Below are 21,253 nucleotides of genomic sequence, written 5' to 3' on the forward strand. Positions count from 1 at the left end.
GGCCCGGCCCGCCCGCTGGGTGGCGGAGGCCTGGCCTATCTGCCGGCTCAGCAGCCGGGTGATGCCGGCCTCGGGGTCGAACTGGGCCTGGCGCTCCAGGCCCGAGTCCACCACTATGCCGATGCCGTCTATGGTCAGGGAGGTTTCCGCCACATTGGTGGCCAGCACCACCTTGCGCCGGCCCGCCGCCGCCGGCGCAATCGCCGCCTGCTGCTCGGCCAGGGTCAGACGGCCATAGAGAGGCCTGAGCTCGACGCCGTCGGCCAGCCTGTCGGCCAGCCAGTCATGGGTGGCGCGGATCTCCCGCTCGCCGGGCAAGAAGGCCAGTACGCTGCCCGGGTGCCGTTCCAGGCTGCCCAGCACCGCCCGTCCCATTGCCTCTTCCAGCCGGGAATGCTGGTTGCGGGGCTGGTACTCGAGCTCGACCGGAAAGCTGCGGCCGGCGCTGCTGACGGTGACGGCATCGGGCAGCAGCTGCTCCAGCGCCAGCCCCTCCAGGGTGGCGGACATCACCAGTATCTTCAGATCCTCCCGCAGCGCCTGGCACTCCAGGGCGAAGGCCAGGGCCAGATCCGCCTGCAGGCTGCGCTCGTGGAATTCGTCGAACACCAACAGGCTCACCCCCTCGAGTTCGGGATCCGCCTGCAGCATCCGGGTCAGCACCCCCTCGGTCACCACTTCCAGTCGGGTGTGCTTGCCGATCCGGCTTTCGCCACGCATACGGTAGCCCACCCGTCCGCCCGGGGCCTCTCCCAGCTGTTGCGCCAGGTACTGGGCGATGGTGCGGGCCGCCAACCGGCGCGGCTCCAGCATGATGATGCGGCCCCGGATGTCCGGCTGCTCCAGCAGCCAGAGCGGCAGCCGGGTAGACTTGCCGGCGCCGGGAGGGGCTTCCAGGATGATTTGGGAGGCGTCGAGCGCCTGCCGCAACCGCGGCAGGGCCTCGAGAATGGGGAGTTGGTCCACGCTGTTACCTGACTGGCCGAAAACCACTATATTGTGCCAAAAGCCTCCGCAAAGGACCACGACGATGAAAGAGCCCGACAACCGGTTGTTCCTGGCCTTTCCCGCCGACGAACTGGCGCCCGCCCTGGGCCGGTTGCAGGACTGGCTGGCCCTGCCCGGTCGGCGGATACCGTCCCACCAGTTCCACCTGACCTTGCGCTTTCTGGGCCAGACCGAGATGTCCCGGCAAGGGGCCCTGGAGCGCTGGCTGGGCCGGCGCACGCTGCCCGCCTTCCCCCTGCGCCTGAACCGCCTGGGCTGCTTCCCCAGGGCCGGCGTGGTGTGGACGGGGCCGAGCCGGGTGCCCGGAGCACTGGCCCAGCTGGCCGAGGAGGTGGGGCTGTGTTGCGCCAGCCTGACGCTGGGCCCGCCCCACCGGGCCTTTCGCCCCCATGTCACCCTCTTTCGCCACTGCGCGGCCTGCCCGTTGCCAGAGACGGAGCCGCTCGTCTACCGGCCCCGCTCGCTCGGCCTCTACCGCTCCGTCCAGACCGAGCAGGGGCCCCACTACGAACCGCTGCACAGCTGGCCACTCAGGGCGTAAAGGACAGCGCCCGGGCCAGCCGCATCCCCTCTGGGCTGATGTCGGCGCCCCAGGCCAGGCATTCCACCCCGGCCGAGAGCGCCTCGTCGATCAGCCGGCCGTAGGCCGGGTCCAGGTGGCGGGCCGGGCCGACCCGGTCGATGCCGGTATGCAACACGCAGAACAGCATCACCGCCCGCCGTCCGTCGCGCACGCACTGGATCAGTTCCCGCACATGCTTCTGCGCCCTCAGGCTGACGGTGTCGGGGAAGTAGCCCCGGCCGTCCTGCTCCAGCAGGGTCACGCTCTTCACCTCCACATAGCAGTCGGGCCGGCCGCCCTCGCTCAGCAGGAAGTCGATGCGGCTGCCCTCCTCGCCGTAGCGGACTTCCGCCTGCACCCGGCCATAGCCGGCCAGCTCGGGGATAAGCCCCCCGGCCAGGGCCTCCGCCGCCAGCTGGTTGGCCCGGGCGGTATTGACGCAGATAAGTTCGCCCCGCTGGTTCTCGCTCAGTTCCCAGGTGTGGGCGTACTTGCGCTTGGGATTGGCGGACGTGGAAAAATACACCGTAAAGGAGGGCTCGGCGCAGCCGGTCATGCGGCCGGTGTTGGGGCAATGCAGGGTCAGGGGACGCCCCTGATAGTCCACATCGGCGAGGAAGCGCTTATAACGCTTTATCAAGCGGCCCCGGGATAAAGAAGAGGAAAACTGCACGATAATACCTATAGTTCATAAATGGGGTGGAATGGTACCCGCAGCATGGCTACCGGCTCCACCCTTGAAAAGGCCATTCCCCATCCCCATATGGAGGGCTCACCAAAGAGTCGCCACCCTCTTTCACCACCTCCGCCAGGCGGAAGTGAAAAAGAAGTGGCCACGGTCGTATTCAGGAAGCCGTACCCGCAGAAATCACAACGCAAAATTGCCTTGTCAACGTGCTTTCTGCTATAGATAGCCGCTTCTTGAATTTGGTTGGCGCAATATTGCTTTTTAGGAGATACGGAATGCCAGCAGTCGAAACCAAAAAATCTCTCGGTATTCTGGCCATTGCCGGTGTCGAGCCCTACCAGGCGAAGCCCGACGAAGAATACATGAACGAAGCGCAGAAAACGCACTTCCGCAAGATTCTGGGTGCCTGGCGCAATCAGTTGCGCGAAGAAGTGGATCGCACCGTAGGCCATATGAAGGACGAGGCCGCCAACTTCCCCGACCCGGTGGACAGGGCCGCCCAGGAAGAAGAATTCGCCCTCGAGCTGCGGGCCCGGGATCGGGAGCGCAAGCTGATCAAGAAGATCGAGAAGACCCTGCAGAAGATCGAAGACGACGATTTCGGTTATTGCGAGCACTGCGGCGTGGAAATCGGCATCCGCCGGCTGGAAGCCCGTCCCACCGCCGATCTGTGCATCGATTGCAAGACCCTGGCCGAGATCAAGGAAAAACAGATGGCCGGTTACTAAACCGGCCCAACATGCTATGACCCACACCGCGCCCGACCGCTATATTGGGCGCTTTGCTCCCTCGCCCAGCGGTCCCCTTCACTTCGGTTCCCTGATCGCCGCCCTCGGCAGCTACCTCCAGGCCAGGGCCAGCCGGGGCTTGTGGCTGGTGCGTATCGAGGATCTGGATCCGCCCCGGGAAGTTCCCGGCGCCGCCGACGACATACTGCACACCCTGGAGGCCTTCGGCCTGCACTGGGACGGCCCCCTGGTCTACCAGAGCCGTCGCCACCCGGGCTACCAGGCGGTGCTGGACGACTGGCGGGCGCGGGGGCTGACCTATCACTGTCACTGCACCCGCAAGATGATCGCCGAGGCCGGCGGCTTCTATACCGGCCACTGCCGGGATCTGCGGCTGCCCGCCGCGGGTGCCGCCGTGCGCCTGCGGCTGGAGCGTCCGGTCTACGGCTTCGAGGATCGCCTGCAGGGAAGGGTGACGGTGCCCGGGGCCCTGGCGGAAGAAGACTTTATCGTGCGCCGGCGCGACGGCCTCTACGCCTACAACCTGGCGGTGGTGCTCGACGATGCCGAGGCGGGGGTGACCGAGGTGGTGCGGGGTGCCGACCTGCTCGAGCCCACGGTGCGCCAGATAGCCCTCTACCGGCTGCTGGGCGCCCCCGAACCCGGCTGGCTGCACCTGCCCCTGGCCACTTATGGTGGCCACAAGCTGTCCAAGCAGAACCATGCGCCGGCCCTGGACAGGCATCGCCCGGGCGAGGCCCTGTGGCAGGCCCTGGCCTTTCTCGGCCAGCATCCGCCAATGGAGCTGTTTGGTGCCGGCGCGGCCGAGTTGCTGGCCTGGGCCGGGCAACATTGGCGGCTCGAACGGGTGCCCAAAGGACCCCATATCGAGCTGAAACACGCCGATAGTTCGCATTTAGAGCGCCCTGCGCTATCATAGTGCGCCGATTTTTCTAGCTTAAGGCCTTGCGAGGTGTCCCATTTTTTCCCAGATTGCCGGCTTTTGTAAAAAGCTGCTTACCCGACAACAGGAGGCGTTGCCGTTGCAACCCGTGGTGCTGACGCGCGACCAGCATGGCATTTCGCGCCGACAAATCAGTGAAAACGCCCTCAAGGTGCTGTATCGCCTGAACAAGGCCGGCTTCGACGCCTACCTGGTGGGCGGCGGGGTGCGTGACTTGCTGCTGGGCCGCCAGCCCAAGGACTTCGATGTCGCCACCAACGCCACTCCCGAGCAGGTCAAGCAGCTGTTCAGCAACTGCCGACTGGTGGGGCGCCGTTTCCGCCTGGCCCATGTGCTGTTCGGCCGGGACGTGATCGAAGTGGCCACCTTCCGCGGCCACCACCACCAGGTCAACACCAACAAGCACATCTCGGCCCAGTCCTCCGAGGGCATGCTGCTGCGCGACAACGTCTACGGCACCATAGAGGAAGACGCCGAGCGGCGCGATTTCAGCGTCAACGCCCTCTACTACAATATCGCCGACTTCAGCGTGCTCGGTTTCGCCGGTGGCCTCAAGGATCTGGAAGCCCGCCGCCTGGAGCTTATCGGCGACCCCGAGACCCGCTACCGGGAAGACCCGGTGCGCATGCTGCGGGCGGTGCGCTTCTCCGCCAAGCTGGGGCTGAGCATCAGCCCGCGCACCGAGGCCCCCATCCGGGAGCTGGCGCCGCTGCTGTCCGACATTCCCCCGGCCCGGCTGTTCGAGGAGACCCTCAAGCTGTTCCTCGCCGGCCAGGGTCTGGAAACCTACCGCCAGATGCAGCACTACGGCCTGTTTGCGCCCCTGTTCCCGGAAACCGCCGAGGTCATGGGCCGGGGCAACAACCGCTATGGTCGCTTTATCGAGCTGGCCCTGGCCAACACCGACGAACGCATCGCCCAGGATCTGCGGGTGACCCCCGCCTTCCTCTACGCCGCCCTGCTGTGGGGGCCGGTGGAAACCCGCACCCAGGAATTCGTCAACGACGGCGGCCTCGGCTACCACGACGCCTTTATGCTGGCGGCCGACGAGGTCATCGGCCGCCAGGTGAAGACGGTGGCCGTTCCTCGCCGCTTCAGCACCGTGGTGCGGGATATCTGGCAACTGCAGGATCGGCTGACCAAGCGCGCCGGCAAGCGGCCCCACCGTCTGCTGGAGCACCCCAAGTTCCGTGCCGGCTACGACTTCCTGCTGCTGCGGGCCGAACTGGATCCCCGGCTCAAGGAACTGGCCGAATGGTGGACCGACTTCCAGGCCGCCAACCCGGTCGACCAGAAGCGGCTGAGCCAGGCGGCGACCCGCGAGCAGGACGAGGAACAGGACGAGGCCGCCCCGCGCAAGTCGCCACGCAAGCGCCCCCGCCGCCGCCCGCGCCGGAGAAGAGAAACGTGACCCGGGTCTTTGTCGCCCTCGGCGCCAACCTGAATGACCCCGAGGGCCAGATCCGGGCCGCCCGGCAGGCGCTGGCCGCACTGGCCGTGCCAGGCAGCCTGCGCCATTCGCCGCTTTACCGGAGCCGTCCCATGGGACCGACGGACCAGCCGGCCTATGTCAACGGCGTGTCGGCCTTCGACACCCGGCTCTCGCCCCACGCCCTGCTCGACGCCCTGCAGGCGATAGAACTGGCCCAGGGGCGGGAGCGCCAGGCAGAACGCTGGGGCCCCCGCACCCTGGATCTGGACATACTGCTCTACGGTGAGCGGCAGATCGAGGACGAGCGGCTGACCATCCCCCATTACGGCATGAAACAAAGGGAATTCGTGCTTTACCCGCTGGCCGACCTGGCTCCGGAGCTGGTGCTGCCCTGTGGCACGCCCCTGGCCCGGCTGCTGCAGGATTGCCCGCAAAACGGCATGACCCGGTTGCCGGCGCAGTAACAGGAAACCACCATGAGCAAAATCACCACGGCCCGCCTGCAGGCGATGAAACAGGCCGGCCAGAAAATCGCCATGATCACCGCCTACGACGCCACCTTCGCCACCCTGTTCGAACAGGCCGGGGTCCACTCCATCCTGATCGGCGACTCCCTCGGCATGGTGCTGCAAGGCGAGGCCAGCACCCTCAAGGTGAGCGTGGACGACATCGCCTATCACACCCGCTGTGTGGCCAACGGCAGCAAGAATGCGTTCATCGTCGCCGATATGCCGTTCATGAGCTACAGCACCCCGGAGCAGGCCTGCGCCAGCGCCGCCGCCCTGATGCGGGCCGGCGCCCATATGGTCAAGCTGGAAGGCGGCGACTGGCTGGCGGACACCGTCGCCCAACTGACCCGCCAGGGCGTACCGGTATGCGGCCACCTGGGCCTTACCCCCCAGTCTGTGCACGTGTTCGGCGGCTTCAAGCTGCAGGGCCGCGAGGCCGAGCAGGCGGAGCAGATCAAGCGCCACGCCAGGGCCCTGGAGGCGGCCGGCATACAGCTGCTGGTGCTGGAGTGCGTGCCCAGCCAACTGGCCGCCGACATCAGCCGGGAACTCCGCATCCCGGTGATCGGCATCGGCGCCGGCCCGGACACCGACGGCCAGGTGCTGGTGATGCAGGACGCCCTGGGGCTGACCTCCGGCTACGTGCCCAAGTTCACCAAGAACTTCCTGGCCGAGAGCGGCAACGTCCGGGCCGCCATCGAAACCTATGTGGCCGAAGTAGCCGAGGGGCGCTTTCCCGGCCCCGAGCACAGTTTCAACTGAGGACAGAAGATGCAACTGGTCAGCACCATAGAGGAACTGAGGACCGTCATCGGCGGCTGGCGCCGAGGCGGCGAGCGCATCGGCTTCGTGCCCACCATGGGCAACCTGCACCAGGGCCACCTGGAGCTGGTGCAGCAGGCCAGGGCCCGCGCCGACCGGGTGGTAGTGAGCATTTTCGTCAATCCGCTGCAATTCGACCGGGCCGCCGATCTGGCCGCCTACCCGCGCACCCTGGAGCAGGACTGTGAGCGCCTCGGCGAGCTGGCGGATTTGGTGTTCACCCCCACCCCCGAGCTGATGTACCCGCATGGCCAGCAACAGCAGACCAGGGTCAGCGTGCCCGGCATTTCGCAGGTGCTGGAAGGCGCCCTGCGCCCGGGCCACTTCGACGGGGTCAGCACAGTGGTGTGCAAGCTGTTCAACCTGGTGCAACCGGATCTGGCCTGCTTCGGCGAAAAGGACTACCAGCAGCTGGCGCTGATCCGTAAAATGACCGCCGATCTGAACCTGCCGGTAGAGATCCTGGGCGTGCCCACGGTGCGCGCCGGGGACGGCCTGGCGCTCAGTTCCCGCAACGGTTACCTGACCGAGGCGGAGCGGGCCCTGGCGCCGATGCTTGCCGCCACCATGAACCGGCTGGCCGAGCGCCTGGCCGCGGGTGAACGGGATCTCGAACTGCTGGCGAAGGAAGGCGCCGCCCGGCTGGATGGCGCCGGCTTTCGCACCGACGGCATCGATATCGTCGATGCCGACACCCTGGCACCGCTCGGCGAACACAGCCGGGCGGCGGTGATTTTAATGGCCGCCTTTCTGGGCAAGGCCAGACTGATAGATAACCAGGTAGTGCCCCTGTAGTGACACTCAGGTCTTGCTGGGAGGGGGAGCTAGGCTCTAAGCCGACCGTTGGCGCCAGGGATGGCGCCGTCGAGCCCCCAGGGATGGGTTCACGGCGAGTCGGCGTGAGCCTGGCTCCCCCCTCCGGGCACTGTCGCAAAACCATAAGCCCTCAGGGCGGTAATTGACGGAGACAAGCTAAACATGGATATGCAACGCATCATGCTCAGGGGCAAGCTGCACCAGGCCCGGGTCACCCACGCCGAGCTCAACTACGAAGGCTCCTGCGCCATCGATCAGGATTTGCTGGACGCGGTCAATATCCGCGAGTACGAGCAGATCGACATCTACAACATCGAGAACGGCGAGCGCTTCCACACCTACGCCATTTCCGGCGAACGCGGCTCCAAGATGATCTCCCTGAACGGCGCCGCCGCCCGCAAGGCCGCAGTGGGCGATCGCATCATCATCTGTGCCTACGCGCCCATGACCGAGCAGCAGATCGCCGGCTACAAGCCCAGCCTGGTGTACCTGGATGCCCACAACAACATAGTGCGCACCAGCAAGGACATCCCCCTGCAGCTGGCCTGATCGCGGGTTTTCCCTTTCAGTTCAAGACAAAAGGCAGCCGATTGGCTGCCTTTTTCTTCAAACTGAAACATCATGGTTCACGGTGAAAGGGATTGGGCTTCCTTTGCCCGACACCTGTGGTTATAACAAACGGCATTGGCAACCAGTGGAAAGGCAGCCAACCGGCTGCCTTTGGACTCAGTGCCGCAATCCCCGTCCGGTCCGGATCAGGTACCAGGCCGCGCCGTAGAACAGGGCGATAAAGCCGAGGATGATGCCGTAGGCCAGGGTCAGGGGCACGTCGCTGATGCCGAGGAAGCCGTAGCGGAAGGCGTTCACCATGTACAGCACCGGGTTGGCCTGGGACAGCCCCTGCCAGAACCCGGGCAGCAGCTCGATGGAGTAGAAAACCCCGCCCAGGTAGGTCAGCGGCGTCAGCACGAAGGTGGGGATGATGCTGATATCGTCGAAGGTGCGGGCGAAGATGGCGTTGATAAGCCCCGCCAGGGAGAACAGCACCGAGGTCAGGAAGACGATGGCCACTATGCTGAACAGGTGGCTCACCGGCAGGGTCACGAACAGCAGGGACACCAGGCTGACGATCAACCCCACCGCCAGTCCCCGCACCACGCCGCCGCCCACGTAGCCGGCGATGATCACATAGGTCGGCACCGGCGCCACCAGCAGCTCTTCCACGTTGCGCTGGAACTTGGCGCTGAAAAACGACGAGGCCACATTGGAGTAGGAGTTGGTGATCACCGACATCATGATCAGGCCGGGCACGATAAAGGCCATGTAGGAATAGCCGCCCATCTCGCCGATGCGGCTGCCGATCAGGCTGCCGAAGATCACGAAATAGAGGGTCATGGTGATGGCCGGCGGCACCAGGGTCTGTACCCAGATGCGGGTGAAGCGCACTATCTCCTTGTGCAAGATGCTGCGAAAGGCGATGTAATACTGCTTGGCGTTCATGCTTTCCTCCCCTGCTCCACCAGTGTCACGAACAATTCCTCCAGCCGGTTGGCCTTGTTGCGCATGCTCAGCACCCGGATGCCCTGCTCGTTGAGCTGGCCGAACACGCCGTTGAGCCCCTGCTCCTTCTTCACCTCCACCTCCAGGGTGTGATCGTCCAGCAATTGCCAGTTGAAGCCGGACAGGAAGGGCTCCCGGCAGTCGGGGGCCAGATCCAGGATAAAGGTTTCCACGTTGAGCTTGCCGAGCAGCCCCTTCATGGTGGTGTTTTCCACCAGCCGGCCCTTGTCGATGATGCCGATATGGCGGCACAGCATCTCCGCCTCTTCCAGGTAGTGGGTGGTGAGGATGATGGTGATGCCCTGGCCGTTGATCTCCTTGAGAAAGTCCCACATGGCCCGGCGGATCTCGATATCCACCCCGGCGGTGGGCTCATCCAGGATCAGCAGGCGGGGCTGGTGCATCAGGGCGCGGGCGATCATCAGCCGGCGCTTCATGCCGCCGGACAGGGTGCGCGCCGGCTGGTCCCGTTTCTCCCACAGATCCAGCTGCCTGAGGTAGCGCTCGGCGCGCACCTTGGCCTCGGCCCGCTCCACCCCGTACAGCCCGGCCTGGTTGACCACTATCTGCTGTACCTTCTCGAACTGGTTGAAGTTGAACTCCTGGGGCACCAGGCCAATCTGGGACTTGGCCAGCTCCAGCTGGCTGTCGAGGTCGTAGCCGAACACCTTCACCTTGCCCGCGCTCTTGTTCACCAGGGAGGAGATGATGCCGATGGTGGTGGACTTGCCGGCCCCGTTGGGGCCCAGCAGGGCGTAGAAATCGCCCTGCTCCACGGTCAGATCGATGCCCTTGAGCGCCTCCACGCCACCGGCATAGGTTTTGCGCAGGCCCTCGATCTCCAGTGCTTTGGTCATTGCTTGGCTCCGGTTCAAAAACATATGCCTGGGCGAAGGCCAGGCATATGCGCAATTCTTGTTATGGGGGGAACCGACTCGCGGGGTTATTCCAGCGGCACCACCTTGCCGATGTAGGGCAGGTTGCGATAGCGCTGGGCGTAGTCGATGCCGTAGCCTACCACGAACTCGTCGGGGATGGTAAAGCCGACCCAGTCCACCGGCACCTGGGCCTCGCGCCGCTCGGGTTTGTCGAGCAGGGTGCAGATGCTGAGCGACGCCGGGTCACGCAGGGAGAGGATCTCCTTCACCTTGCTCAGGGTGTAGCCGGTATCGATGATGTCCTCGACGATCAGCACGTGCTTGCCGTGGATCTCATCGTCCAGATCCTTGAGGATGCGCACGTCCCGGTTGCTCTCCATGCCGCTGCCGTAGCTGGAGGCGGTCATAAAGTCGAGCCGTACCGGCAGCGCTATCTGGCGGCACAGATCGGCCATGAACACGCAGGAGCCGCGCAGCAGCCCAACCATCACCAGTTCATCGACGCCCGCGAAGTGGGCGTTGATCTGCTCGCCCAGGGCCTGGATCCTGGCGTTCACCTCTTCGGTGCTGATCAGGACATCCACTCGGTGTTTCATGTTTTAGCTCCATTCGGGCCCAAAACCCGGCTGTTGGTAAAGCGGTATTCTAGCGGAATTCGCGAAAATCTGCATTCCGGGTCAACTTTCTTCACCGCCATAGCCCCAGCGTTGCACCAAATCCTGCTCCAGTCCCAGGTGATCCAGGATCCGCGCCACCATAAAATCGACCAGATCCGCGATGGATTGGGGCTGGTGATAGAAACCCGGCGCCGCCGGCATGATGGTGACCCCGAGGCGGGCAAGCTTGAGCAGGTTTTCCAGGTGCAGAGCCGAGAAGGGGGTTTCCCGCGGCACCAGGATCAGCTGCCCCTGCTCCTTGATCACCACGTCGGCGGCCCGCTCGATCAGGTTGTCCGACGTCCCCGCCGCGATGGAGGCCACCGTGCCCATGGAGCAGGGGCAAATCACCATACGTTTGGGCGCCCCCGAGCCCGAGGCCACCGGCGAGAACCATTCCTCCTTGCCGTAGGCGCGGATCTGGCCGGGCTCGGCGCCAAACCGCTCGCCCAACCAGGCGGCCAGCGCCTCCGGTTTGCCCGGCCATTGCTCCCCCTGCTCGGTGGCCAGCACCACCCGGGCGGCACCGGACACCAGCAGGTGCACCTGGATGCCGGCGGCCAGCAGCCGCTCCAGCAGCGCCAGGGCGTAGGGCGCGCCGGAGGCGCCGCTCAGGGCCAGGGTGACCTGCCGCTCGCGCGGATACTCAGCCATGGGCCGCCTCCAGCGCCGCCAGCAGCCGGCCGTGGATGCCGCCGAAGCCGCCGTTGCTCATCACCAGTATCTGATCGCCGGGGCGGGCATCGGCCACCAGGGCGGCGATCAGCGTGTCCAGTTCCTCGAACACCCGCCCCCGGGGGCAGGCCGCCGCCACCGCCGCCAGATCCCAGCGGATTTCCGCCGGCCGGAACAGGTAGACGGCGTCGGCCCCTTGCAGGGAGTCGGCCAGTTCCTGCTGGTGCACCCCCATCTTCATGGTGTTGGAGCGGGGCTCCAGCACCGCCAGCACCCGCCCCTCGGTGGTGCGGGCCCGGAGCCCGGCCAGGGTAGTCTGGATGGCAGTGGGATGGTGGGCGAAATCGTCCCATACCCGGATGCCGGCCACTTCCCCCTTCGGCTCCATCCGCCGCTTGGGCGGCACGAAGCGGCACAGGGCGGCGATGCCGTCGGCCACCGGCACCCCGGCATGGCGGGCGGCGGCCAGGGCCATCAGGCCGTTGTGCACATTGTGCAGGCCGATGCAGGGCCAGCTCACCTCGCCCACCGGCCGGCCCTCGAGCAGCACGGTAAACCGGCTGCCGTCGGCGGCCAGGGGCTCGGCCTGCCAGAGGCCGCCCTCACCCACGTATTCCAGCTCGCTCCAGCAGCCCATGGCCCTGACCTCTTCCAGCGCCGGGGTGCGGGTCGGCAGCAGGATGCGGCCATGGCCGGGCACCATTCGCAACAGGTGGTGGAACTGCCGCTGGATCGCCGCCAGATCCGGGAAGATGTCCGCGTGATCAAACTCCAGGTTGTTGAGGATCAGGGTGCTGGGCCGGTAGTGCACAAACTTGGAGCGCTTGTCGAAGAAGGCGCTGTCGTACTCGTCCGCCTCGATCACGAAGAAGGGCGACTCGCCCAGGCGGGCGGAGACCTCGAAATTGCCGGGCACGCCACCGATCAGAAAGCCCGGTTTCAGGCCGCAATCCTCCAGGATCCAGGCCAGCATGCCGGAGGTGGTGGTCTTGCCGTGGGTACCGGCCACCGCCAGCACCCAGCGATGCTGCAGCACGTGCTCCAGCAGCCACTGGGGACCGGAGGTATAGGGGATGCGCCGGTCGAGCACGGCTTCCACGCAGGGGTTGCCCCGGCTCATGGCGTTGCCGATCACCACCAGGTCGGGAGCCGGCTCCAGCTGGGCCGGATCATAGCCTTCGATCAGCGCTATGCCCTGCTGCTCGAGCTGGGTGCTCATGGGCGGATAGACGTTGGCATCGCTGCCGGTCACCTGGTAACCGAGTTGGCGGGCCAGCACCGCCAGCCCGCCCATGAAAGTGCCGCAAATACCGAGAATATGAATATGCATAACCTGCCCCTGGCTGCTGTGAAGGCCGCATTCTAACAATCCGCGGCGGCTTTGGGCACTTGTATGGTGATCCCTGCGACAGCGGTTATAATGTCGCCCCTGACCCGCCCTTACCCCTTGGTATAACAGATACCCGGGAGCAAGGGTGGTAAACTCGAGTCGCAACCCCGTTACTGACCATATAAAGGAAACGTCATGAGCCTGAACCAGGTACCGGCCGGAAAAAGCCTGCCCGAAGATATCTATGTAGTCATCGAGATCCCGCAGAACGCCGATCCCATCAAGTACGAAATCGACAAGGACACCGGCGCCGTGTTCGTGGATCGCTTCATGGCCACTCCCATGTTCTACCCCTGCAACTACGGCTACGTGAACCAGACCCTGTCCCTGGACGGCGACCCGGTGGACGTGCTGGTGCCCACCCCACATCCGCTGGTGCCCGGCGCGGTGATCCGCTGCCGCCCGGTAGGCGTGCTGAAGATGACCGACGAGTCCGGTGAAGACGCCAAGGTCGTGGCCGTACCGCACAGCAAGCTGACCAAGGAATACGACCATATCCAGGACGTGAACGACCTGCCCGAGCTGCTCAAGGCCCAGATCAAGCACTTCTTCGAGCGCTACAAGGAGCTGGAAGCGGGCAAGTGGGTGAAAGTGGACGGCTGGGAAGACAAGGCCGCCGCCGAAGCCGAGATCCTGGCCTCCGCCGAGCGTTACAGCAAAGCCTGATCGCCTCCGGCCTCCGGATTCAAAAAGAGCACTTCGGTGCTCTTTTTTATGCGTATTTATTTGACAAAAAATTAACACTCCTTAGGCTAATGAGGTCAGACCTCATACCACAAGGAGAGAAACCGATGAAAGCATGGATACTGCTGGCCTGCCTGCCCTTCGTGGCTTCGGCCCACAACCTGAAGCTCGAGCAGCCGCTGCCGCCGGTCAGCGTCAGCGACAGGGGCGAACTGGTGCTGGAGCAGGAACAACTCCAAGCCCGTCTCTGGGGCGTCGGTTCGCTGCCGGGCAAGGTCAGGGTGATCCAGCATATCGCCGGGCGCGGCAGCGCCAAGGAGCTGAACGCGCCGCTGATCGAGGCGATCAAGGCCGCCGGTCTGCCCCGGGACCGTTACCAGACGGTGACCATCATCAACCTGGACGACGCCGCCTTCGGTACCGCTCCCTTCGTGCGCAGCAGCGCCGAAAGCAGCAAGAAGGAATACCCCTGGTCCTCCATCGTCTTGGATGGCAAAGGCAAAGTGGCGCAAGAGTGGCAACTGGCACCGAAAAGCTCCGCCATCATAGTGCTGGACCAGCAAGGACTGGTGCGCTTCGTCAGAGAGGGAGCCTTGCGCCCGCAAGAGGTGGAGCAGGTGCTGGCACTGGTGCGACAGTCGCTGGGGGCAATAACACAATAACGAAATAAGGCCCTGAACGGGCCTTATTTTTTGTGGTCGCTTAGCCTATCATGGTGGCCAGTATCCCGAGGCTCGAGATATAGCCAACAAGAAGCAACCAGGTCATCTTGGGCTTACCTTTTTGCATCCGGCGCTCCTTTTAAAATTCGGTGCTGAATTTTAACATGGAGTAAACATAGTTAACAATCAAAAGCCACCACCATGACGCTCAAAGCCGCGACCCTGGATCACAAAATAAGAAACCGCAAGAGCCTGTTGCTGCAGCTGGCAGAGCAACGCGGACTGGCAGGCCTGCTGCACGGCGACTCGCCCCTGAGCTTCGGGGCTCGCTTCGAGATCCGCCGCCAGCTCGACGAGGCGGCGCGCCAGAAAAACCTGGAAACCATCGTCCAACTGGCCCACAGGGCCAGCTCCGACGACGTGGGCAGCGAGCCGGATCCGGACTGGCTGAGCCACTTCCTGGCCCTGGCGGAAAACATCCGCCACCCGGCCATGCAGCAGTTCTGGGCCGGCATCCTGACTCAGGAGATCGCCCGTCCGGGCCACTGTTCCATTCCTGCCCTCAACTGCCTCCGGCAGATGACCCAGAAAGATGCCCTGCTGCTGCAAAGGGCCAGCGCGCTGAGCTGCCATTTCGGGGATGATCAGTTGCGGCTGCTGTTCGGCTACCAGCACAGGACGATGCTGCAGGGGCTGCGCCAGCACAAGCTGAGCCTGGGCCACCATCGCCTGTCCTATGCCGGCCTGCTGCAACTGTTCGAGCTGGGCCTGTTGCATCAGTCCGAACTGGAATCCGGCGAGTTGCCGGCCGGCGCCCCGCTCAAGCTGGCGCTTCACTCCCGGCAACTGGTGCTGACCCCGGCCAGAAAAGGCGTGCGCCTGCTCTATTACCGCTTTACCAGCATCGGCAACGAGCTGGCGGCCCTGATGTCGGACAACCCGCCCGGCGACTATCTGCGCGAGCTGACCGAGCTGCTGGCTCCCCTGGGACTGCTGGAAGGGGCCTAGCCGCAGCGCTCCACGGCCGGGGGCGCCTCGGCCGCGTGCGGCCGGAACCAGGCCAGGGAGTCGGCCAGGGCCGCCACCTCGCCTATCACCATCAGCGCCGGGCTTGCCACCCGCTCGGCCAGCTCGGCCAGCTCCCGCAACTCGCCCCGTACCAGCTTCTGCCGCACCGTGGTGCCCCGTTCGATCAGCGCCACCGGGGTGGCGCCGTCCAGGCCGTGTTGCATCAGTTGCTGGCGGATATGGGCCGAGCGCATCAGCCCCATGTAAATCACCAGGGTCTGCCGGCCTCGGGCCAGGGAGGCCCAGTCCGGCTCGGCGCCGTCCTGCTTGCAGTGGCCGGTGATAAAGACCGCGCTCTGGGCGTGGTCCCGGTGGGTCAGCGGAATGCCGGCATAGGCGGTGGCGCCGGCGGCGGCGGTGATGCCGGGCACCACCTGGTAGCGGATGCCGGCGGCCTTCAGGCTCTGCAGTTCCTCGGCGCCACGGCCGAACATAAAGGGATCGCCGCCCTTGAGCCGCACCACCCGTTTGCCGGCCAGGGCCTGCTCCACCAGCAGCCGGTTGATCTGCTCCTGGGGCACGCTGTGGTGACCGGCCTTCTTGCCCACGGCGATCAACTCGGCCTCGGGGCGGATCAGCGCCAGTATCTCCTCGGAGACCAGTTGATCGAACAGCACCACCTCGGCCTTCTGCAATTCGTTCAGTGCCTTGATGGTGAGCAGATCCGGATCGCCCGGCCCCGCCCCCACCAGTATCACCTCGCCCCGGGACGGCTGGTCCATTTCCCGACGCAGCCAGGCCTCGGCTCCTGACTCATCCTGTTGCTGCAGCAGGGCGGTGAGGGCCGGATCGTCCTGCACCCGGGCCCAGAACCGGCGCCGTTCGGCGGGGCTGGCGAAGGCCTGCTGCACCTGCCGGCGCAGGCGGCCCGCCACCCGGGCCAGGGCTCCCCAGTGGCGGGGCAGCAGGGCATCCAGCCCGGCCCGCAGCAACCGGGCCAGCCAGGGTGCGCCGCCGCCGGTGCTGAAGGCGATCTGCAGGGGAAAGCGTTCGACGATGGAGGGGAAGATGACCGCCGAGCGTTTGCTGTCGTCGGCCTTGTTGACCAGGATGCCGCGCCGGTTGGCGAGCTGGTAGACCCGGGCATTGACCTCGGCGTTGTCGGTGGCCGCCACCACCAGAAACTGGCCATCGAGATGATGCTCGGCGAAGCCCTGCTCGAGCCAGCAGAACTCGGCTTGGCGAGCCTGCAGACCGGCATCCAGCTCGGGGGCAACCACGGTGACCCTGCCTCCCCGGGCCAGCAGCAACCGGGTCTTGCGCGCCGCCACGACGCCGCCGCCCACCACCAGGCAGGGCTTGTGCTTGATACTGATGAAAAGGGGCAGGTGTTCCATGGCCGGTTCCGCTTATCCGTTGAGATAACCGACTATAGACAGAAACTGTTATCCCACAAAATAATAAAAAATGATTTTTTATACCTTATGGTTATTTTAGAAGGGTGCGCAGCAGATCCTTCCAGGAGATGACTCCCTGCAGCCGATCTTCCGCCACTACCGGCAGGCAGCTGATCTGGTGCTCCAGCAGCAGGGCGGCGGCGGTATCCAGCCCGGTCTCGGGCGCTATGGTCACCGGATTGCGGCTCATCACCTGATGAGCCCGCCGCTGCAGGGTATCCCGGTCGCGTTCCAGCTCGGCGTCGGTGGCCAGGTAGGGGCTGAGGGCCCGGTACATGTCGGCATGGGTGATGACGCCGCAGAGCCGGTCTTCGTCATCCACCACCAGCAGGTGGCGAAAGGGCGCCTGGTCGAAGATGGCGCGTACCATCTCGAGCCGGTCGTCCTGGTGAACGGTGGCGATCCGCCGGGTCATGATGTCCTGTACCTGCATGGTGTCTCCTTTGCGTGGAGCCGCAGGCTCAGATACCGCTGCCGTCGGCTTCCTGGGTCTCGTGAAGGCCGCATTCCCGCTTCATGCCAAAGAAACGGGTGTCCGCCTCGCTCATGCCCGGCTCCCACTTGACGGTGGTGTGCACGTCGCCGACCGAGACATAACCCTGCTCCCACAGCGGATGGTAGGGAAGGTCGAATTCCTTCAGGTAATAATGCACATCTTTGTTGCTCCAGTCGATGATCGGCAGGAACTTGAACAGGCCATTCTGCAGGCTCAGCACCTGCATGCTTTGCCGGGTGTCGGACTGGCTGCGGCGCAGGCCGGAAAACCAGGTGCCGGCCTTGAGCTCGCGCAGGGCCCGCTGCATGGGCTCCACCTTGTTGAGCTGGTTGTAGCGGCTGATGCCTTCCACCCCCTGCTCCCACAGCTTGCCGAAGCGGGCCTCCTGCCAGGCGGCGGAGGTCTGGGCCCGGTAGATCCTGAGGTTCAGCCGCAGCCGTTCGGTCAGTTCGTCGATAAAGCGATAAGTCTCGGGGAAGAGGTAGCCGGTGTCGGTAAGGATCACCGGGGTGTCCGCTTTTTCCCGGGTTACCAGGTGCAGCATCACCGCCGCCTGGATGCCGAAACTGGAGGAGAGCACATGCTCCCCTTCCAGGGTTTCCAACGCCCAGCGCACCCGCTCGGGTGCGCTCATGGCCGCCAGCTCCTGATTAAGCGGGGCCAGGGCCTCCGCTTGATCGGCACGGGACAGACTGTTCAGCTCTTCCAGGCTGGGTAACAGGCTATACGGCATAAAAATCCCTCGCGGAGTCCACCACCGGCGCTATGATGCCGGCCCGGATCACAAAGTCACCGAAACCCTCGCCCGCTTCCCGCTCCTTGGCCCAGCGGCCCACCAGGGCGTCGATGTCCTCGAGGATCTGGCGATCGGTGATGTTTTCCTTGTACATGCGCGGAATGCGGGTCCCTTCCCGGTTGCCGCCCAAGTGCAGGTTGTAGCGCCCGGGCGCCTTGCCCACCAGGCCGATCTCGGCCAGCATGGCGCGGCCGCAGCCGTTGGGGCAGCCGGTGACCCGGAAGATGATGCTGTCGTCGGTCACCCCGTGTTTGGCCAGCACGCCCTCGATCTCGGTGACGAACCCGGGCAGGAAACGCTCGGCCTCGGCCATCGCCAGCGGGCAGGTGGGCAGGGCCACGCAGGCCATGGAGTTCTTGCGCTGCTCGGACAGGGTGTCGTCGATCAGGCCATGGGCCCGGGCCAGCTTCTCGATCTTGGCCTTGTCCTTCTTGGGCACGCCGGCGATGATCAGGTTCTGGTTAGCGGTCAGGCGGAAGTCGCCCTTGTGTATCTTGGCGATCTCGCGCAGGCCGGTCTTGAGCGGCTTGCCGGGGAAGTCCAGGATGCGGCCGTTCTCGATAAACAGGGTCAGGTGCTGCTTGCCGTCGATGCCGTCCACCCAGCCGAAACGGTCGCCGCGGCCGGTGAATTCATAGGGGCGGCTCTCGGCGAACTGGATGCCGGCCCGCTTCTCCACCTCGGCCTTGAACACCTCCACGCCCACCCGCTCCAGGGTGTACTTGGTCTTGGCGTTCTTGCGCTCGACCCGGTTGCCCATGTCACGCTGGGTGGTGACCACGGCTTCCGCCACCGCCAGGGTGTGGGACAACGGGATAAAGCCGAAGTCGGTGGCCTTGCGCGGATAGGTGGCAGTATCGCCGTGGGTCATGGCCAGGCCGCCGCCCACCAGTACGTTGAAGCCCACCAGTTTGCCATTCTCGGCGATGGCCACGAAGTTCAGATCGTTGGCGTGCACGTCCACGTCGTTCTGGGGCGGGATCACTACCGTGGTCTTGAACTTGCGCGGCAGGTAGGTGGAACCCAGGATCGGCTCTTGGTCCGGCGTGTCCAGGCGCTCGCCGTCCAGCCAGATCTCCAGGTAGGCCCGGGTCTTGGGCAGCAGGTGCTCGGAGATCTTTTTGGCCCAGTCGTAGGCTTCCTGGTGCAGCTCGGATTCCACCGGGTTGCTGGTGCACAGCACGTTGCGGTTGACGTCGCCGGCGGTGGCGATGGAGTCGATGCCGGTGCTGTTCAGGGTCTGGTGCATGTGCTTGATGTCGCGCTTGAGCACCCCGTGGAACTGGAAGGTCTGGCGGGTGGTCAGGCGGATGCTGCCGTACATGGTGCTTTCTTCCGCGAACTTGTCGATCACCAGCCACTGCTTGGGAGTGATGATGCCGCCGGGCAGGCGGGCGCGCAGCATGACGTTGTGCAGCGGCTCCAGCTTCTGGGCGGTACGCTCGTTGCGGATGTCGCGGTCATCCTGCTGGTACATGCCGTGGAAGCGGATCAGCATGAAGTTGTCGCCGTTGAAGCCGCCGGTCAGTTCGTCCTGCAGATCCTGGGTGATGGTGCCGCGCAGAAAATTGCTCTGCCCCTTGAGGCGTTCGTTATCGGACAGTTTTTGTTCGCTCATCTTAGTAAACATCCCTTTGGTAACGCTTGGCGCTGCGCAGCGCATCGACATATTCTTCGGCCTGTTCACGGCTCTTGTTGCCGTGCTCGGCCACCAGCTCGATCAGGGCCTCGTGCACGTCCTTGGCCATCTTGTTGGCGTCGCCGCACACGTAGAAATGGGCGCCCTGCTCCAGCCAGGCATAGACCTCGGCCCCCTGCTGCCTGAGCTTGTGCTGTACATAGACCTTGTCGGCCTGATCCCGGCTGAACGCCAGGGAGATCCGGCTCAGCAGGCCGGACTTGACGTAACGCTGCCACTCGAGCTGGTAGAGGAAGTCCTGGGTGAAGTGGGGGTTGCCGAAGAACAGCCAGTTCTTGCCCTCGGCATCCCGCGCTTCCCGCTCCTGCATAAAGGCGCGGAAGGGGGCGATGCCGGTGCCCGGCCCCACCATGATCACCGGGGTGCTGTCATCGGCGGGCAGGCGGAAGTTGTCGTTGTGCTCCACGAACACCCGCACCTGGCCGCCCTCGGCCAGCCGGTCGGCCAGGAAGGAGGAGGCACCGCCGGCGCGGGGCTCGCCCTTGTTGTCGTAGCGCACCACACCCACGGTCAGGTGCACTTCTTCCTCCACCTCGGCCTGGGCGGAGGCGATGGAGTAAAGCCTTGGCGTCAGCCGGCGCAGGGCGCCCTGCAGTTGCTCGGCGGTGAGCCTGGTCTTCTTCTCCCGGACGATGTCCAGGATCTGGTGGCTGGCGCAGTATTCGCGCAGGGCGGCCTTGTCCTGTGCCAGCTTTTGCAGCTTCTTGGCGCCGGACAGTTCGGCATAGGCCTGCACGAAGCCGGCATAGCCCTGGGTCAGCTCGTAGTGGTGGATCAGCGCCTCGCGGATGGAGAGCAGTTCGTCGTCCACCTTGACCTTGGCGTCGGCGGCCACGCCCACCTGGGCCAGCAGGGCATCCACCAGGGCCTCGTCATTGCTGAACCAGACCCCTAGGGCATCACCGGGCTGATAGGTCAGGCCGGAGCCCTCCAGGGAGATCTCGATATGACGGATATCCTTGTCGGAGTCCCGGCCGGTGATCTTCTGGTTGGTGACCAGTTCGGCGGCGAAGGGGTGCTTCTTGCTGTAGAGGCTGGCGGCCCCCTGGGTCAGGCTGACCACCGGCGCGGCATGGTTGGCCGCCTCCACTTGCAGGGCGTCCTTCAGCAGGCCCAGGGCCGACTTGCTCCAGCCCTCGGCGGCGCCTTCATAGTCCACGTCGCAGTCGATGCGCTCCAGCAGGCGGGTGGCGCCGGCCTTGGCCAGGTAGTCGTCGAAGTCCTTGCCGGTCTGGCAGAAGAATTCGTAGGAGGAGTCGCCCAGGGCCAGTACGCCGTAGTGCAGGCCTTCGAGCTTGCCCACCTTGCCGCCCTTGAGCTGCTTGTGGAACTCGATGGCGTCATCGGGCGGCTCGCCCTCGCCGTTGGTGCTGGTGACGATCAGCACATGGGTCTCTTTCTTGAGCTGCTTGACCTTGTAGTCGGCCACGTTGAACAGCTCCGCCGCGACCCCGGCGGCGTCGGCCTGGGCCTTGAGCGCTTCGGCCACGCCCTTGGCGTTGCCGGTCTGGGAGGCATAGAGGATGGTCACCTTGCCGGCCGGCTGGGCCGCCGCCGCGGGGACCGCCACCGGCAGGCCCTGGGCCTGCTGGCTGATACCGTAGAAATAACCGCTGACCCAGGCCAGCTGGGTGGCACTCAGCTCGGCAGCCACCTGAGTGAGCTTATGGACTTGTTGTTCATTGAGCGGGCTGGCTGCCGCCGCGAGTTCCTTTAAAAGCATGACATTGACTTCCACTTTTCCAGATAAGGGATAGCTTATG

23 protein-coding genes are annotated in these 21,253 nt (G+C 65.0%); 11 read left to right on the plus strand and 12 right to left on the minus strand.

What is annotated here, in order from left to right:
- On the minus strand, positions 1-966 hold a 966-nt coding region (locus tag CGX12_RS08780), incomplete at its 3' end, for a DEAD/DEAH box helicase (protein WP_254918240.1).
- 64 nt (positions 967-1,030) lie between these two features.
- On the opposite strand from CGX12_RS08780, the gene thpR reads away from it, so the two are divergent.
- Positions 1,031-1,549 (plus strand): RNA 2',3'-cyclic phosphodiesterase, encoded by a 519-nt coding sequence (gene thpR / locus CGX12_RS08785; protein WP_094039514.1) that lies wholly within the window; start codon positions 1,031-1,033, stop codon positions 1,547-1,549.
- On the opposite strand, the gene sfsA is transcribed toward thpR, so the two are convergent.
- A complete protein-coding gene (sfsA, locus tag CGX12_RS08790; RefSeq protein ID WP_094039515.1) occupies positions 1,539-2,243 on the minus strand; it encodes a DNA/RNA nuclease SfsA in 705 nt (234 codons plus the stop codon). The genes thpR and sfsA overlap by 11 nt on opposite strands.
- 290 nt (positions 2,244-2,533) lie before the next feature.
- Between sfsA and dksA the strand changes: the two genes are divergently transcribed.
- The 7 genes from dksA (at position 2,534) to panD (ending at position 8,078) form a co-directional block, all read left to right on the plus strand.
- A complete protein-coding gene (dksA, locus tag CGX12_RS08795; protein ID WP_094039516.1) occupies positions 2,534-2,986 on the plus strand; it encodes an RNA polymerase-binding protein DksA in 453 nt (150 codons plus the stop codon).
- Between the two features lie 16 nt (positions 2,987-3,002).
- The gene (gene gluQRS, locus CGX12_RS08800) at positions 3,003-3,926 is read left to right on the plus strand and encodes a tRNA glutamyl-Q(34) synthetase GluQRS (protein WP_094039517.1); all 924 of its coding nucleotides are present in this window, start codon (positions 3,003-3,005) and stop codon (positions 3,924-3,926) included.
- Positions 3,927-3,999: 73 nt separating this feature from the next.
- Complete coding sequence (gene pcnB / locus CGX12_RS08805) at positions 4,000-5,361, plus strand: polynucleotide adenylyltransferase PcnB (RefSeq protein ID WP_254918241.1); 1,362 nt, start codon at positions 4,000-4,002, stop codon at positions 5,359-5,361.
- Positions 5,358-5,846 carry a 2-amino-4-hydroxy-6-hydroxymethyldihydropteridine diphosphokinase gene (gene folK / locus CGX12_RS08810; protein ID WP_094039519.1) on the plus strand — a complete coding sequence of 163 codons (489 nt, stop codon included), beginning with the start codon at positions 5,358-5,360 and terminating at the stop codon, positions 5,844-5,846. Before pcnB ends, folK begins: the two co-directional genes overlap by 4 nt.
- A 12-nt stretch (positions 5,847-5,858) precedes the next feature.
- Positions 5,859-6,653: a 3-methyl-2-oxobutanoate hydroxymethyltransferase gene (panB, locus tag CGX12_RS08815; RefSeq protein ID WP_094039520.1), complete on the plus strand. Its 795-nt coding sequence runs from the start codon at positions 5,859-5,861 to the stop codon at positions 6,651-6,653.
- A 9-nt stretch (positions 6,654-6,662) separates the two neighbouring features.
- Positions 6,663-7,508 (plus strand): pantoate--beta-alanine ligase, encoded by an 846-nt coding sequence (gene panC / locus CGX12_RS08820; RefSeq protein WP_094039521.1) that lies wholly within the window; start codon positions 6,663-6,665, stop codon positions 7,506-7,508.
- Between the two features lie 183 nt (positions 7,509-7,691).
- Positions 7,692-8,078 (plus strand): aspartate 1-decarboxylase, encoded by a 387-nt coding sequence (gene panD, locus CGX12_RS08825; RefSeq protein WP_425445044.1) that lies wholly within the window; start codon positions 7,692-7,694, stop codon positions 8,076-8,078.
- A 177-nt stretch (positions 8,079-8,255) separates the two neighbouring features.
- Here the strand turns inward: panD and CGX12_RS08830 are convergent, their stop codons facing one another.
- The 5 genes from CGX12_RS08830 to mpl all read right to left on the minus strand — a co-directional run bounded on the left by CGX12_RS08830 (position 8,256) and on the right by mpl (position 12,628).
- A complete protein-coding gene (locus CGX12_RS08830; protein ID WP_094039522.1) occupies positions 8,256-9,029 on the minus strand; it encodes an ABC transporter permease in 774 nt (257 codons plus the stop codon).
- Entirely contained in the window at positions 9,026-9,946 is a 921-nt protein-coding gene (locus CGX12_RS08835; RefSeq protein WP_094039523.1) for an ABC transporter ATP-binding protein, read from the minus strand. Before CGX12_RS08835 ends, CGX12_RS08830 begins: the two co-directional genes overlap by 4 nt.
- An 86-nt stretch (positions 9,947-10,032) precedes the next feature.
- A complete protein-coding gene (gene hpt, locus CGX12_RS08840) occupies positions 10,033-10,563 on the minus strand; it encodes a hypoxanthine phosphoribosyltransferase (protein ID WP_094039524.1) in 531 nt (176 codons plus the stop codon).
- Between the two features lie 81 nt (positions 10,564-10,644).
- Entirely contained in the window at positions 10,645-11,277 is a 633-nt protein-coding gene (locus CGX12_RS08845) for a flavin prenyltransferase UbiX (RefSeq protein WP_094039525.1), read from the minus strand.
- Positions 11,270-12,628: a UDP-N-acetylmuramate:L-alanyl-gamma-D-glutamyl-meso-diaminopimelate ligase gene (gene mpl, locus CGX12_RS08850; RefSeq protein WP_094039526.1), complete on the minus strand. Its 1,359-nt coding sequence runs from the start codon at positions 12,626-12,628 to the stop codon at positions 11,270-11,272. Before mpl ends, CGX12_RS08845 begins: the two co-directional genes overlap by 8 nt.
- A gap of 195 nt (positions 12,629-12,823) precedes the next feature.
- On the opposite strand from mpl, the gene ppa reads away from it, so the two are divergent.
- The 3 genes from ppa (at position 12,824) to CGX12_RS08865 (ending at position 15,042) form a co-directional block, all read left to right on the plus strand.
- The gene (ppa, locus tag CGX12_RS08855) at positions 12,824-13,354 is read left to right on the plus strand and encodes an inorganic diphosphatase (RefSeq protein WP_094039527.1); all 531 of its coding nucleotides are present in this window, start codon (positions 12,824-12,826) and stop codon (positions 13,352-13,354) included.
- 125 nt (positions 13,355-13,479) lie between these two features.
- Positions 13,480-14,034: a YtfJ family protein gene (locus CGX12_RS08860; protein WP_094039528.1), complete on the plus strand. Its 555-nt coding sequence runs from the start codon at positions 13,480-13,482 to the stop codon at positions 14,032-14,034.
- A 201-nt stretch (positions 14,035-14,235) separates the two neighbouring features.
- Positions 14,236-15,042 carry a TIGR03899 family protein gene (locus tag CGX12_RS08865; protein ID WP_094039529.1) on the plus strand — a complete coding sequence of 269 codons (807 nt, stop codon included), beginning with the start codon at positions 14,236-14,238 and terminating at the stop codon, positions 15,040-15,042.
- Here the strand turns inward: CGX12_RS08865 and cysG are convergent.
- The 5 genes from cysG to CGX12_RS08890 form a co-directional block, all read right to left on the minus strand.
- Positions 15,039-16,439: a siroheme synthase CysG gene (gene cysG / locus CGX12_RS08870; RefSeq protein ID WP_094039530.1), complete on the minus strand. Its 1,401-nt coding sequence runs from the start codon at positions 16,437-16,439 to the stop codon at positions 15,039-15,041. The two genes, CGX12_RS08865 and cysG, sit on opposite strands and share 4 nt — an antisense overlap.
- A 91-nt stretch (positions 16,440-16,530) precedes the next feature.
- The gene (locus tag CGX12_RS08875) at positions 16,531-16,932 is read right to left on the minus strand and encodes a CBS domain-containing protein (RefSeq protein ID WP_094039531.1); all 402 of its coding nucleotides are present in this window, start codon (positions 16,930-16,932) and stop codon (positions 16,531-16,533) included.
- 28 nt (positions 16,933-16,960) lie between these two features.
- Positions 16,961-17,728 carry a phosphoadenylyl-sulfate reductase gene (locus tag CGX12_RS08880; RefSeq protein WP_094039532.1) on the minus strand — a complete coding sequence of 256 codons (768 nt, stop codon included), beginning with the start codon at positions 17,726-17,728 and terminating at the stop codon, positions 16,961-16,963.
- The gene (cysI, locus tag CGX12_RS08885; RefSeq protein WP_217898152.1) at positions 17,718-19,421 is read right to left on the minus strand and encodes an assimilatory sulfite reductase (NADPH) hemoprotein subunit; all 1,704 of its coding nucleotides are present in this window, start codon (positions 19,419-19,421) and stop codon (positions 17,718-17,720) included. The genes CGX12_RS08880 and cysI overlap by 11 nt, the downstream gene beginning before the upstream one ends.
- Entirely contained in the window at positions 19,411-21,213 is a 1,803-nt protein-coding gene (locus tag CGX12_RS08890) for an assimilatory sulfite reductase (NADPH) flavoprotein subunit (protein ID WP_094039534.1), read from the minus strand. Before CGX12_RS08890 ends, cysI begins: the two co-directional genes overlap by 11 nt.
- Between the last annotated feature and the right edge of the window lie 40 nt (positions 21,214-21,253).

It is taken from the genome of Zobellella denitrificans (assembly GCF_002237365.1).
In the GTDB taxonomy this organism is placed as follows: Bacteria; Pseudomonadota; Gammaproteobacteria; order Enterobacterales; family Aeromonadaceae; genus Oceanimonas; species Oceanimonas denitrificans.